Genomic DNA, 15,459 nt, shown 5'->3' with positions numbered 1-15,459 from the left:
TATAGGAAAAAATGAGACTTAAAAATATTTTAATTACGGGTTTATTACTCATCTTGGTTGCTGGTTCTGCATTTGCGCAAAAGAAAACCAAGAATACCAAAAATGCGGTTTTGACCGATCGGCAGTTGTGGTTGCAGCAGATGGATAAAATGGTGAAACCCGTTTTGTATAACCTGGCTAAAGACAGCCTTCGTATTGCAATGCCAAAAGTTACTTCTATTCATATTGATAATAAAGAACATCGCATTAAAGTACAATATGTAGAAGTTTTGGGTAGGGTTTTAAGTGGTATTGCGCCATGGTTACAGTTAGAAGGAGGTTCTACAGAAGAAGTAGCTTTAAGGAAACAGTACCGGGAGTGGGCCATCCAGGGACTAAAAAATGCATTGGATTCTAATGCTAAAGATTTTATGAATTTCGATATCGGTGGGCAACAATTGGTAGATGCTTCTTATGTAGCATTGGCTTTGGTGCGTGCACCTTGGTTGTGGGAAAATCTGGATAAGAAGAACCAGGAATTGATGATGAAATCGATCGTTACCACCAGAAGATTCAAGCCTGTTTTTTCTAACTGGTTACTGTTTTCTGCCATGAACGAGGCTTTTCTGGCTAAGTTCGGTTACAGTTGGGATCCTATGCGGGTTGATTATGCCCTACAGCAAATGGAACAATGGTACACAGGCGATGGAATGTACACCGATGGAACATCCTTCGCCTTCGATTATTATAATAGTTATGTTATTCACCCTTATCTGGCCACTTTGGCTAATATCATTGGTGCTAAAACGAACAGTTATAAAGAGATGTTCGAGAAGATTAAAAAACGCAATGAACGGTATGCTGTCATTCAGGAAAGATTAATTAACGCCGACGGCACTTACCCGGCAACTGGTCGCTCCATCATTTATCGCGGTGCAGCATTTCATCATTTGGCCGATATGGCCTGGAGAAAAGCATTACCAAAACAGTTAAGTCCAGCTCAGGTACGTTGCGCTTTAACCGCCGTAATCAAAAAAACTTTAGAGAGCCCAAGCACCTATAAAAATGGTTGGTTAACGATAGGTTTATATGGCGATCAGCCCAACCTGGGCGATTTCTATAACAACCAGGGCAGCCCATATATTGCTTCAAACATATTTTTGCCACTAGGTTTGCCAGAAGCAGATCCTTTTTGGGCCAACCCGGCAGAGAAATGGAGTGCACAAAAAATCTGGAGTGGCGAGAATTTTGAAAACGATCATAGTGCCAGTTTAAAATAAATAGCGGATTAGCTATACAATTGAAGAAGATGTGAGTAAATTACCGTCTTTGTAACGTTAAAAATTATTTAATTAAAATGATGAATAAGAGAATCAGTTTTGTTTTAGGATTTATCGCCTTCAGTTTAGGGCTAAATAGTTATGTTTCAGCACAACAAACATATACTTCTTTTACTCCCGGTAAACTTTGGAAGGATGATAAAGGCGTTCATATTAATGCGCATGGTGGAGGTATTGTTGAATATAAAGGCGTTTATTATTGGTTTGGAGAGCATAAAATTGAAGGCGAAAAAGGAAATACGGCACAGGTAGGCGTGCATTGCTACTCATCAAAAGATTTATACAACTGGAAAGATGAAGGAATCGCGCTTCCCGTTTCCGAAGATTTGAAAAGTGATATTGCTAGAGGCGCTATACTGGAACGACCAAAGGTGGTGTACAACAAGAAAACCAAAAAGTTTGTGATGTGGTTTCACTTAGAACTTTTAGGCAAAGGTTATGAAGCAGCAAGATCAGGTGTTGCGGTGGCTGACCGTCCAACCGGGCCATATACTTTTATCAAGAGTTATCGCCCAAATCCAGAGAAAATGCCTTTTTATGCAGCAGGAACAGCAGAAAAAGATATGGTAAACTGCCAGCAACCAGCCAATAAAAGTGATGGCTTTTTCTGCAGGGATTTACCCGGCGGGCAAATGGCGAGAGATATGACCGTTTTCGTAGACGATGATGGGAAGGCCTATCATGTATTCTCTTCTGAAGAAAATTTTACACTGCATTTAGCTGAGTTAACCCCAGATTATTTAGGGCATACTGGAAAATTTATCAGAATTTATGTGGGGCAGCAAACAGAAGCACCAGCTTTGTTTAAGAAAAATGGAACCTACTATATGGTTGGTTCGGGCTGTACAGGTTGGGCGCCAAATCCGGCAAGATGGTTCAAAGCAAGCTCCATCTGGGGTCCTTGGACTTATATGGGAAATCCATGCCAGGGCGAAGGGGCTAAGTTAACTTATGGTGGGCAGAGTACACATGTATTACCAGCACCAGGCAAAAAAGGAGAATTTATTTTTATGGCCGATAAATGGGAACCGAAAAACGCCATTGATGGCCGTTACTTATGGTTGCCAATCAAATTTGAGAACGATAAAATTTCGATAAGCTGGGCAGATGAATGGGATCTGAGCGTGTTTAAAAAGTAGAAAAAACAAAATTTTTATATAAATCTGGATGATGAATTGCGTAAAAATGCGCGAATTGGAATCTTTTTGCCCAAAATTCGGGTCATCTTAAAAACAACTTTAAAAAAAATGAAAGCAAAATTATTATGGTTGGTGGCGATATGTTTCTCCTTATCAGCTTTTGGCCAGCAAGCTAAACATACGTTTAAGCTAGGAGAAACAGCCTTTCTATTAGATGAAAAACCCTTTCAGATAATTTCTGGTGAGTTACATTATCCCCGTGTACCAAAAGAAGCCTGGCGTGCCCGTATGAAAATGGCCAAAGCAATGGGACTAAATACGATCGGTACCTACGTATTCTGGAATCTGCACGAACCGCAAAAAGGAAAATTCGATTTTTCGGGCAATAATAACATTGCTGAATTTGTGAAGATCGCCCAAGAGGAAGGACTATGGGTTATCTTAAGACCAAGTCCATATGTTTGTGCAGAATGGGAGTTTGGTGGTTATCCTTACTGGTTACAGAACGAAAAAGGTCTTGTGGTGAGAAGTACCGAAAAACAATATTTAGATGAGTATAAGAAGTATATTATAGAAGTAGGGAAACAGCTGGCACCATTGCAGATTAATCATGGAGGTAACATTATTATGGTACAGGTAGAGAACGAGTATGGTTCTTACGCTGCTGACAAAAATTATTTAGATATCAACAGAAAAATGTTTATTGAAGCAGGTTTCGATGGATTGCTTTATACCTGCGATCCGGCTGCAGATGTAAAAGATGGACATTTAGATGGATTACTGCCAGCCGTAAACGGAATTGATAATCCGACAAAAATCAGGCAGTTGGTAAACGAGAACCATAATGGAAAAGGCCCGTATTTTATAGCTGAGTGGTACCCTGCATGGTTCGATTGGTGGGGAACGCCTCATCACACTGTTCCGGCAGCGCAATACACCAAAAAGTTAGATTCTGTTTTAGCGGCAGGTATTTCGATTAACATGTACATGTTTCATGGCGGTACAACCCGCGATTTTATGAATGGGGCAAACTATAAAGATATTTCTCCTTACGAGCCACAAACCAGCAGCTATGATTACGATGCGCCTTTAAATGAGGCTGGGAACGTAACGGACAAATTTAAAGCGTTTAGAAGCGTGATCGAAAAACATCTTCCGGGAGGACAAACTTTACCGCCGATCCCAGCTGCTAAACCAAGTATCGCTATTGCACCTTTTAAACTGGAGAGTAAAGTAGCTTTGTTTAATGCACTGCCAAAAGCGGTGAAAAATACGACCCCTTTAACTTTCGAAGATCTTAAACAGGATTATGGCTATGTATTGTACCGCACCACTATTGAAGGAGGTAAAAAAGGCGAATTGCAAATTAAACAGTTGCGCGATTATGCCCTCATTTTTATCAATCAAAAAAGGGTAGGTATTTTAGACCGTAGGTTAAACCAAAATACGCTGGCATTAACACTCCCGAAAGGTGAAGTACAACTCGATATTTTTATCGAAAATATGGGGCGGGTAAACTTTGGCAAGTATTTGTTAGAGAACAAAAAAGGAATTACTGAACAGGTAACTTTTGCCGGGACTGAAGTTAAAAACTGGTCGATGTATGGCTTCCCTTTTAGCAACATCAATAGCTATACTACTAAAGCTACTCCATCAACAGGCACCGGAAATGGCCCAACATTGCAGAAAGGATCCTTCCAAATTTCAACCATTGCAGATACCTATTTAGATATGACCGATTGGGGAAAAGGAGTAGTTTGGGTTAACGGGCACAACTTAGGAAAGTATTGGGCAATTGGGCCACAACAAACGCTTTATATCCCTCAAGAATGGTTAAAAAAAGGCAAGAATGATATTGCTGTTCTAGAACTGATCAAACCCGATCAAAATATTTTAAAGGCAATAGATCAGCCCATTTTAAATACGCTTAAAAAATTAAACGTAGATTAAACGTTTAAAAATCTTAATAATAGGGGTTAAATGCCAAATTTTAACAAAAAGTAACGATTTAACCCCTACTTATTACCGTATTACCCCTCACTCCATCGGGGTTATAAGTGGTTACTTTGTTGTAATCAATCCATCCCTATTCATGCACGGTTTCTACATCAGGTCAGATTAATGTTTAACAAATATTTTTTTGCTAAGCTACCCTTGAATCACGTTAGCGGTTCAATTATATAACTAACCAAATAATCATAAAAAATGAAAAGAAAACTACTAGACACATCTAAGTGCGCGGTAATATTTTTGTTTGCTTTGATCCTATCCTTAGGTAAATCAAACAAGTCCATTGCACAAACCACTACTCAAATCTCAATTTCAGGAAAAGTAAAAGATAATCAGGGTAACCCCATTCCAGGTGCCTCCATTAGTGTTAAAGGAACTAATAGGGTTGTTGCCAGCGATGCCAATGGAAATTTTAAAATAACAGCCCAAAAAGGAGAAAATTTAGTCATCACTTTTGTGGGTTATGTAACCAATACAATATTGGTTGCCAATGAAACACAACTCAGCATTACCCTAGCAGAAGATAAGGGTAAGAACTTAGAAGACGTAGTGGTGGTAGGTTATGGTACCCAAAAGCGTTCAGACATTACCGGTGCAGTGGCTTCAGTTCCGAAAGAACGTTTATCACAACTTCCGGTTACCAATGTTTTGCAGGCTATCCAGGGAGCTGTAGCTGGGGTAAATATCACCAGTGGCTCATCTGTTCCAGGGAGCCAACCAGCAGCCTCTATCCGTGGTCAAAATTCCATTACAGCCGGTACAGGGCCATTTGTGGTTGTAGACGGGGTACCATTGAGCAAAACCGGGGGTTCCTTAAACGATATCAATCCTAACGATATTGCCTCAGTAGAGATATTAAAAGATGCTTCATCAACCGCAATTTATGGTACTAATGGTTCTAATGGGGTTATCCTTGTTACTACTAAAAGAGGTAATACGGGCAAACCTACCATTAGGTACAATGCTTACGCGGGGGTAGAAAATATTGCCCATATTTTAAAGCCGAGAACTGGTGCAGAATACCTTCAAAAATATGCTGATTATTTAAAGCAAATAAATCAGCCACAAACCAGCCCGGTTCCTAATTTTGGAGAACTTGCTTATTATAATTCAGGTACAACTACCGATTGGGTAAAAGAAGTTACACAAACCGGAGTAATGCAAGATCATAATTTAAGCATTTCTGGTGGTAGTCAAGATGTAAAATATTTTATATCAGGAGGTTATCTGGATCAAAAAGGCCCGGTAAAAGGTTATCAATATAACAGAACAAGCTTAAGATCTAATTTAGATGTTAATATTACCGATTATTTAACTGTTGGTACGTCCCTGTTTTTCACTGGAAATAATTACGATGGAGGGAGAGCAAATTTACTTTTTGCTACCGCAATGAGTCCATATTCGCCAATTTACAACGATAAAGGCGAATATAAAATCTATCCGATGGATCCAGAACAGCTTTATACCAATCCTTTGCTTGGTTTAGTTACCGATCGGATCAGCAGAAGTACCAACTTAAATGGAAATGGTTATGCCGAGGTTAAGTTCTCTGGCATTTTAAAAGGTTTGAAATATCGTTTAAATGGTGGCTATACTTTCTTTCCAGAAAATACAGCAAGTTACACTGGTAGAAAAGCAAATGATATGCTCGGTACTGCCAGAACGTTTTATGCCCAAACCAACAGCTACACATTAGAAAATATACTTACCTATACAAAAGATATTCAAAAACACCATTTCGATTTTACTGGTTTATATAGTGCCCAACAAAGAAAATATACCAATACAACAGCTGGTGCGGTAGGATTTGTGAATGATGAGCTTTCATATAATAGATTAAGTGCAGGAGCAACGCAAACCAGTGATTCTTATGCCGATCAGTATCGTTTAAACTCGCAGATGATCAGGGTTAATTACTCTTATGATAGCCGTTACTTATTTACAGCAACAGCACGGAGAGATGGTTCATCAGTATTTGGGGCCAATACCACAAAATATGGTGTTTTTCCTTCAGTAGCGGCAGGTTGGAACATTGGCAGAGAGGATTTTATGAAAAATGCTTCGTTTGTAAATAACCTTAAACTAAGAGGCTCTTATGGTAAAACAGGTAACGAGGCGGTTGGTGTTTACCAAACCATTACTACAGAAGGTGCATTGCGTTCACCTTTTAACGGTTTAAGTACTATTGGTGTTGCTCCTAATAATTTAGGGAATGCCAACCTGCACTGGGAAAGTACTACAACTGCTAATATAGGTTTAGATTTTTCTTTATTTAAAGATCGTGTGAGTGGAACATTGGATGTTTATAGTGGCAAAACAAAAGATTTATTGTTAAATAGAAGTCTGCCGATTATAACGGGTTATTCGAGAATTCTTGATAACCTGGGTAAAGTAGAAAATAGAGGTATTGAACTAAGCATAAATACTAAGAACATTACCAACGGAGATTTTAAATGGGAAACTTCAGCAAATTTTACTGCAAACAAAAATAAAATCGTTGATCTCTATGGAGATGGAAAAGATGATTTAGGTAACAGATGGTTTATCGGCAAACCAATAAGTGTTGTTTATGATTATAGAATGACAGGTATTTGGCAAACAGGAGAAGATGCATCAAAGCAAGATCCTGGTGCTAAGCCGGGCGACTTAAAATTTGCAGATCTTAATGGTGATGGTGTAATTACTGCAGATAAAGACCGCGAAATAATTGGTCAGCGTGCTCCCAAATGGACAGGTGGCTTAACCAATACTTTCCACTACAAAAACTGGAACTTAAGTGTGTTTATTCAAACAGCACAAGGTATCACCAGAAACAATACCGATTTAAATTATGGCGATGAAACAGGTAGAAGAAATACACCTGCCGAAATTGGCTATTGGACGGCTAGTAATCCAAGTACAACACGTCCAGCGCTATCTTATAATAACACCAGAGGCTACGGCTATGCTTCAGACGCTAGCTATACCCGTATAAAAGATGTAACGGTGAGTTATGTTTTTTCTCCTAAAATTATGGAAAAACTCCATCTTGGTAGTTTAACGCTCTATGCCAGTGGTAGAAACCTGTACACCTTTACCGATTGGATCGGGTGGGATCCTGAAAACGATTATGCAACCCGTGGATCGGGAGATTGGACTAATAATTATCCGTTAACACGCTCTTTTGTGTTTGGAGCAAATATTTCTTTAAAATAATTTACCTCTAAAAAAAGATCATGAAAAAATTAAAATATATACTGTTTTCTTGTCTTGCAGTTGCATTAATGTTTTATTCTTCCTGCAAGAAAGCCTTTTTAGATGAAAAACCATATTCGAGTTATACTCCAATTACCCTGAACGATTCGTTAGGTTTTGAAGCCTCTTTAATTGGTTTATACAACCATGTAAGTACAATTTATTCGTACTCAGATCAGCAGGGTTGGCCAAGTGTTTGGCAGGTAGGTACTGATGTGGCCAATGCTACAACAAACCAGCAGGGTGTTGAGGTTCCTTATTACGATTATACACAGTTAACACCTACCGATGGGGCTGCTGCATATATGTGGAACAGGAATTATATCCTGATTAACCTTTCTAACGTAATTATTGATGGTATAGAAAATCCATCTGTAGGTGCAATTAGTGCAAAGGGTAAAGCGGCAATAAATGCAGAGGCTAAGTTTTTTCGGGCCTATGCCTATAATACGCTGGCTACACTTTATGGCAGAGTTCCTTTAATTAAAAATGCGCTTACCGCACCTAAAACTGACTTTGTTCGAGCTCCTTTAAATGAGGTTAACGATTTTATTATAAATGATCTGCAGTTTGCAGTTGCAAATTTGCCAGATATTGAAGCAGTTAAGTCGAATACAAAAGGCAAAATGTATGGCCGTGCAAATAAATTTATGGCAATGCAGCTACTTGCTGAAGTATATCTTAGGACAGGTAAAAATGATTTGGCCGAGCAACAGGCACTAGGTATTATAAACAGTGGCAAGTTTAGTTTAAACAAAGCCAGATTTGGAGTTAAAGCAAGCCTTCCCGGAGATTATTATTCAGATTTATTCGTTTATGGCAACCAGCGCCGATCTCAAAATAATAGAGAGGTTATCTGGACATTGGAGCAAGAAAATCCATCGAGCGTTGTAGGAGGAATTACCAATAGTCCTCAGCAAAGAAGGGTATGGGGAACTGGATATTATGCCATTCAAGGAATGATACTAGCCGATTCTTTAGGTGGCAGAGGATTATCTAGGTTAAGATTGAGCAATTGGTTTCTGTATAGCTTATATAAACCTGGTGATATTCGTAACTCGCAATACAATGTGAAAAGAAGATTTTATTACAATGATCCTGCTAATGCCAAATTTGGCCAGATTATCCCTTACACCGGACCTGATACTTTATTTAAGATTAATCCTTCTATCACCAAATGGAATCAATTCGATCCTAACGATACCTTTGGCTTTGCAATGATTAAGGATTTTATCCTGATGCGCCTCGGAGAAACCTATTTACTGCTTGCAGAGGCCCAGTTTAAACAAGGAAAACTGAGTGATGCTGCAGCTTCAATAAATGAATTAAGGAAAAGAGCATTTGCCGATTATCCTACCAGAGGACAGGTACAATCTTCTGATATTAATCTTAATTTTATACTGGATGAACGTGCACGCGAGCTTATTGGCGAAGAAAACCGGAGAATGACTTTAATGCGTACAGGTACTTTGGTTGACCGTGCCATCACATTAAATAGTAACGATGCTGCAAAACCTTTAAAAGGCTTAACTGCAAAAAACTTATTGTTACCTATCCCATTAACCGAAATTCAGTTAAATAAAGATGCGCTTTTAGAGCAAAATCCAGGTTATTAGTAACGTTTAGTTAGCTGATTAATACTGCTCTTCAGGTCCTTTTGAAAAGAAGGATCTGAGGAGCTTTTTTGTTCCTAGCCTTTTTAACCAAAGTCAAATAACACAATTCTTTATATTCATTTCTGTTTAAAAAACGAATTATCCTATACCGAAGCGTTACCTAAAACCAGCATCAAAAGAAGCCATATTTAACCTGTTTCTTTAACCTTTATTTTTTGCAATTAAACGTTGTATTGACGTTTAATTGTTGACTAAAAAGTGTTAAAACCGTTAAAATGGCCAAAAAATAACAATTTAACCCCTACTTATTACCGTATTACCCCTCACTACGACCGCTTTTTTTATAGTTAATTTGTTTCAACCAAGTATAAGAATATTAGATCGATCCAGATTATTCCAGATTAACTACCTGGAATAAATAATGGATGCAGCAAATTTAGAGCGGCTGTATCCTGTTTTTAGAAGCAAAACCTAAACCTTTAACCGATCATGAAAAGATTAAAACAACCAAACAAATACCCCCATTACTGTCTAACAAATTGCTGATTGAAGGTTTGCTTGAAATCAGTATTACCCTTAACAAATTATTCATCCTTAATCCCAAAATTATGAAGAAAGCTAAATCTACTCAACATTCCGTTTTTTTAAACCTCTGGCAAAATAAAATAACATTAGTGCTTTTTATAAAAGCACACTAACCAAAACCAATTGCCAGGGATAAGGGCATTGTGCTATTTCCCAAACCATACTGACGAATATTTCGATTGGATAACTACCTAATGCCTCTACGAGTGCAATATGATGGTAATCTATCTGGCCTGATATTGATGTGCTAACCAATTTAAACCATTTTTATGAAGAAAAAATTACCGAAGAAAATCCCGCTCCATCAGCAGGGTATTGCTTTTAGATCAATCTTGCAGCTTTTGATCTATTTCGTGATTACAGTTTCCTGCCTAACCGCATCTGCACAAACAGATGTAACGGTAAGAGGCGTAGTAAAAGATACCGTTGGCGGTTTGCCAGGTGTAAATGTTAAAGTTTCGGGTACCAATCGTGGAATATCAACCGATGAATTTGGACGTTATACCATAAAATTACCAAGAACAGGTAAATTATTGTTCTCGTTAGTGGGTTACAAACCCAAAAATGTTGCCATTGCCAATTATGATAAAAATGCCGAAGGTGTTTATGTAATTAATATAACACTGCAGTCTGATGCCAACTCTTTGGATGAGGTAGCGGTTGTAGGCTTTGGTACACAGAAAAAAACAAGTGTAATCAGTTCTATTACGGCCATTAATCCGAAAGAGCTTAAAGGCCCAACCAGTAACTTAACCACCATGATGGCAGGAAGGGTTGCCGGTATGATTGCTTACCAGCGGAGTGGCGAGCCAGGCGCAGATAATGCACAGTTTTTTATCCGTGGTTTAGGTACTTTCGGTGCTGGTAAACAAGATCCATTAATCCTGATCGATGGTATCGAATCAAGCCAGAACGATATGGCACGTTTGCAGCCTGATGATATTTCTTCCTTTAACGTACTTAAAGATGCTACAGCATCGGCCGTGTACGGTGCCAGGGGAGCTAACGGAGTAGTACTCATTTTAACTAAATCTGGTGTTGCAGGACAAACAAAATTTGGGTTCAGGGCCGAATCTTCATTATCGTCAAATACAAAAAACTTTCAGTTTGCCGATAACGTTACCTACATGAAACTGGCCAACGAAGCGGCATTAACGCGGAACAGGCTGGCCATATTGCCATATCTGCAAACCAAAATAGACGCTACAGCAGCAGGCGAAAACGAATTACTTTACCCTAACAACAACTGGATAGAGCAATTGATTAAAGATTATACCATCAACCAAAGGTATAACCTCAACATTTCGGGCGGTGGTACCAAAGCAAGCTATTATATCGCTGGTACTTATAATATTGATAACGGGGTATTAAAAGTTGCCGATCTAAATAATTTTAATAGTAATATCAAGTTAAAGAATTATTCCGTCCGTTCTAACGTAAACATTAACCTTACCAATACTACTGAAGCTATTATCCGTGTTTATGGTCAGTTTGATGATTATACGGGGCCAGTAGGTGGCGGCGGTGCAACCTTTAACAGGGCAATTTGGTCTAACCCGGTAATGTTCCCTGCAGTTTATCCGGCAAGTTTGTCGCCTTTTAGCAACCACCCTTTATTTGGTAATGCCATTTCGCCAAGGGGCGGGCTATATATGAATCCTTATGCCGAAATGGTAAAAGGTTATCAGGATAAAAATGCTTCGACGCTGCAAACGCAGATTGAAATTAAGCAGGATTTAAAATTCATTACACCTGGTTTAACCGCTAGAATGATGAGTTATGCCCGTAGATATTCGTATTTTGATATTTCACGTGCTTATAATCCTTTCTATTATTCTGCTACTGAACAGCCAGATAAATCAATCGGACTTAGCCTCATCAACGGTGGGGGTGCACTATCTATTGGTCCGGTAGGTACCGAATATTTAGGTTATTCAGAAGGAACAAAAGATTTAAATTCTACATTTTATGCAGAGTTTTCAGCCAACTACAACCGTACTTTTAAGGAGAAACATGCGGTAGGGGCTATGTTGATTACCACCATGAGGAATTATCTGGCCGCAAACCCAGGTAGTCTACAGCTTTCTTTGCCATCGCGTAACCAAGGGGTATCAGGAAGAGCTACTTACGGTTACGATAACCGTTACCTGGCCGAATTCAACTTTGGATATAACGGATCAGAACGATTTGCAGAAAATAACCGTTTTGGTTTCTTCCCGTCGTTCGGTTTAGGTTATATCATTTCGAACGAAAGTTACTTTAAGCCTTTAACCAGTGTAATTAACAGTTTAAAACTGAGGGCTACTTATGGTTTGGTAGGTAACGATCAGATTGGTAATGCTGCCGACCGCTTCTTTTATCTTTCGGAAGTAAACATGAACAACGGCACATTTGGTGCAAGGTTTGGAGAAGACGGATTGTACTACCGTGATGGTATTTCGATATCGCGCTATTCAAATCCTTTAATTACATGGGAGCGATCGAAACAAACCAATATTGGTTTAGACATGACCTTGTTCAATAGTTTAAACCTAACCTTCGATATTTATAAAAACGAACGTTCGAACATTTTAACCGACAGGACATTTATACCAAGCACCATGGGCTTACAGGCTTCTGTAAGGGCCAACACCAACAAGGCGGAAAGTAAAGGTGTCGATTTTTCTGCCAGTTATAACAAGTCTTTCAGCAACAACATGTTCTTGCAGCTGCGCGGTAACTTTACCTACGCTACCAATAAAATCTTAATTTATGATGAACCTTCATTTAACGCCAATGAAACTTACCGTTACCACATTGGTTTGCCTACTACCCAGGCATTCGGTTACATTGCAGAGCGTTTGTTTATTGATGATGCAGAAGCTAAAAACTCGCCGGTTCAGTTTTCGGGCGTACCAGGCTTAGATTATGGTGGAGGTGATATCAAGTACAGAGATGTAAATGGTGATGGTATTATCAGTGATGTAGATCAGGTGCCAATTGGCTTACCTACCAGTCCAGAAATTGTTTATGGTTTTGGCGGTACGTTTGGTTTTAAAGGTTTCGATATATCGGCATTTTTTCAAGGCTCGGCAAGGTCCTCATTTTTCATCAATCCAGGTAATATTTCTCCTTTTGTACTTAATAACGAATCTGGCAATCCTAATGTTACGCAGAACGGATTACTGGAAGTTATTGCCGATAGTCACTGGTCTGAGCAGAATCGCGATAGTTATGCATTCTGGCCACGTTTAAGCCCTAATTTTGTAAACAACAATACCCGTACCTCAACCTGGTGGATGCGCAATGGAGCATTTTTAAGGTTGAAAAGTGTGGAGTTGGGCTACAATCTGCAAACCAAACTGCAGAAAAGACTGGGTTTAAGCAGTGCGCGTATTTACGCTAACGCTACGAACCTTGGGGCCATAAGTGCCTTCAAACTATGGGATCCTGAAATGGGTGGAAACGGCTTGGGCTATCCTGTTCAAACCGTATACAATTTAGGTTTAAATGTTTCATTCTAACCATTGAGCTTAAAAATAACAATATGAAAATCAATAATATTTTATTTCGAAAATACACGGCAAAGGCAGGTTTAGCCAAATTAACACTGGCAGCACTGGTTATCGTTTTATCGGTGAGCTCTTGCAAAAAATACCTCGATATCGTTCCCGATAATGTGGCTACGATCGATAATGCCTTTACTTTAAGGAACGAAGCAGAAAAATACCTGTTTACCTGTTATTCTTTCTTACCCAAAGATGGAGACCCCTTGTTAAATGCCGGTTTTATGGCAGGTGATGAAATCTGGACTTCGCTGGATGAAAGGGAATTTATTTCTTATGGCTGGAGAATGGCCAGAGGTGGACAGGGAGCAGAAAACCCATATTTAGATGCATGGAATGGCCGCTATCAGGGTGGTGGTCACGTTTACAACTACAATGATAATCCTGGCGGAGATTATGGTTTATTTAAAGCCATCAGAAACTGCAATATCTTTTTGGAAAATGTACAGGACCAGAGTAAAATTCCTGATCTGAGTTTAAACGAACGCCAGCGTTGGATTGCTGAGGTGAAATTTTTAAAAGCGTATTATAATTTCTACCTGCTACGGATGTATGGTCCGATTCCGATTATCGATACAAACTTAGGCATCAGTGCCAGCGAAGATGAAGTACGGGTAAAGCGGATGCCTTTTGATGAATGTGTAAACTATGTATCGGGTTTGCTGGATGAGGCTATTCCGGGTTTGCCGCAAATTATTACCGATAAAAGTACCGAACTGGGGCGCATTACCAAACCCATTGCATTGGCCATTAAAGCCAAGCTTTTATTAACAGCCGCAAGTCCTTTGTTTAACGGTAATACCGACTACAGTAACTTTAGGGATAAAGACGGGGTAATGCTGTTCAATACCGCTTACGATGCCAATAAATGGAAAAAAGCTGCCGATGCGGCCAAAGCAGCTATTGATGCTTCAGAAGCTGCCGGCTTTAAGCTGTACCAGTTTCCGGGTACTACTTTCAAACTATCGGATACTACACTTAGGCAACTTACCATTAAGGGAGCAGTAACGGAGCGTTTCAATGCCAACCTGGAGCATGTTTGGGCAAACCCAAACAGCAGAACTTTCAATATGCAGCGGGTAGCAATGCCGCGTTTGGCTTTAACGGTTGTAGTAGGTAGCGCAAGGCAGCAACTGGCCCCGCCTTTAAAAATTGCTGAAATGTTTTACAGCAAAAACGGAGTGCCCATTAACGAAGATAAAACCCTCGATTTTACCAATAAATATACGCTGCGTACCGCAGTTAAAAGCGAACGCTTTTACGTAAAAGAAGGTTATACCACTGCAAGGATCAATTTCGACAGGGAGCCAAGGTTTTATGCCGATTTAGGTTTTGATGGCGGAATCTGGTATAAATACGATAGCCCGACCAATTCGGATGAAGGTACTTTCGTATTAGAAGGTAAATCTAACCAGGTGGCAGGTGCAAACAACTTCGGCTGGTACAACGAAACAGGTTATTTTATCAAAAAACTGGTCGATTGGAACATGATTAACGGTACAAATGGTGCCAGTTACCGCGATTATCCATGGCCACAGGTAAGATTGGCCGATCTTTATCTGATGTATGCCGAAGCATTAAACGAAAGCCTGGCAGCACCATCGGCTGATGTTTACGAATACATTAACCGCATCAGAACAAGGGCTGGTTTACCAACCGTACAAAACGCATGGACCAACTTTTCAAACAACCCGGGTAAATACACCACAAAAGATGGCATGCGCGAAATTATCCAGCAGGAGCGATTGATTGAAATGGCATTTGAGGGAAGCCGTTACTGGGATATTAAACGATGGAAACGTGCTGCAGAAATGTTTAATCAATCTATTACCGGATGGAGCGTTTACCAGCCAACTGCCGCTGAATATTACCGTGTTAGAACCATTTTTAACCAGAATTTTGTGGCCCCGCGCGATTATTTATGGCCCTTAAGAACTTATGATTTAACTGTAAACCCAAAACTGGTTCAAAACCCAGGTTGGTAGTATTAACTGATGATTAAAAATATTCG

Annotated in this window: 7 protein-coding genes; all 7 read left to right on the top strand. The window is 39.5% G+C overall.

Annotation, left to right across the window (positions count from 1 at the left end):
* Positions 1-11: 11 nt before the first annotated feature.
* Positions 12-1,259, top strand: coding sequence for a DUF2264 domain-containing protein (locus tag AC07VK_RS07685; RefSeq protein WP_492951988.1), 1,248 nt, complete (start codon positions 12-14; stop codon positions 1,257-1,259).
* Between the two features lie 77 nt (positions 1,260-1,336).
* Positions 1,337-2,458, top strand: coding sequence for a glycoside hydrolase family 43 protein (locus AC07VK_RS07680; protein ID WP_492959465.1), 1,122 nt, complete (start codon positions 1,337-1,339; stop codon positions 2,456-2,458).
* Positions 2,459-2,566: 108 nt separating this feature from the next.
* A complete protein-coding gene (locus AC07VK_RS07675; RefSeq protein ID WP_492959463.1) occupies positions 2,567-4,408 on the top strand; it encodes a glycoside hydrolase family 35 protein in 1,842 nt (613 codons plus the stop codon).
* A gap of 255 nt (positions 4,409-4,663) precedes the next feature.
* Entirely contained in the window at positions 4,664-7,663 is a 3,000-nt protein-coding gene (locus AC07VK_RS07670; protein ID WP_492959461.1) for a SusC/RagA family TonB-linked outer membrane protein, read from the top strand.
* Between the two features lie 20 nt (positions 7,664-7,683).
* A complete protein-coding gene (locus AC07VK_RS07665; RefSeq protein WP_492951992.1) occupies positions 7,684-9,318 on the top strand; it encodes a RagB/SusD family nutrient uptake outer membrane protein in 1,635 nt (544 codons plus the stop codon).
* 854 nt (positions 9,319-10,172) lie between these two features.
* A complete protein-coding gene (locus AC07VK_RS07660) occupies positions 10,173-13,406 on the top strand; it encodes a SusC/RagA family TonB-linked outer membrane protein (RefSeq protein WP_492951993.1) in 3,234 nt (1,077 codons plus the stop codon).
* A gap of 23 nt (positions 13,407-13,429) precedes the next feature.
* On the top strand, positions 13,430-15,433 hold the full coding sequence (locus AC07VK_RS07655) for a RagB/SusD family nutrient uptake outer membrane protein (RefSeq protein WP_492951994.1): 2,004 nt from the start codon (positions 13,430-13,432) through the stop codon (positions 15,431-15,433).
* The last annotated feature ends 26 nt before the right edge of the window (positions 15,434-15,459 follow it).

The sequence above is a fragment of the Pedobacter sp. GW821-FHT01D05 genome (genome assembly GCF_059422505.1).
The sequence above is the reverse complement of the archived record's forward strand: the minus strand, read 5'-3'. Positions and strand labels throughout refer to the sequence as shown.

Bases quoted from the DNA above. Each gene is read 5' to 3' on its own strand.
- AC07VK_RS07685 (WP_492951988.1), top strand. From the start codon at position 12: ATGAGACTTAAAAATATTTTAATTACGGGTTTATTACTCATCTTGGTT.
- AC07VK_RS07680 (WP_492959465.1), top strand. From the start codon at position 1,337: ATGATGAATAAGAGAATCAGTTTTGTTTTAGGATTTATCGCCTTCAGT.
- AC07VK_RS07675 (WP_492959463.1), top strand. From the start codon at position 2,567: ATGAAAGCAAAATTATTATGGTTGGTGGCGATATGTTTCTCCTTATCA.
- AC07VK_RS07670 (WP_492959461.1), top strand. From the start codon at position 4,664: ATGAAAAGAAAACTACTAGACACATCTAAGTGCGCGGTAATATTTTTG.
- AC07VK_RS07665 (WP_492951992.1), top strand. From the start codon at position 7,684: ATGAAAAAATTAAAATATATACTGTTTTCTTGTCTTGCAGTTGCATTA.
- AC07VK_RS07660 (WP_492951993.1), top strand. From the start codon at position 10,173: ATGAAGAAAAAATTACCGAAGAAAATCCCGCTCCATCAGCAGGGTATT.
- AC07VK_RS07655 (WP_492951994.1), top strand. From the start codon at position 13,430: ATGAAAATCAATAATATTTTATTTCGAAAATACACGGCAAAGGCAGGT.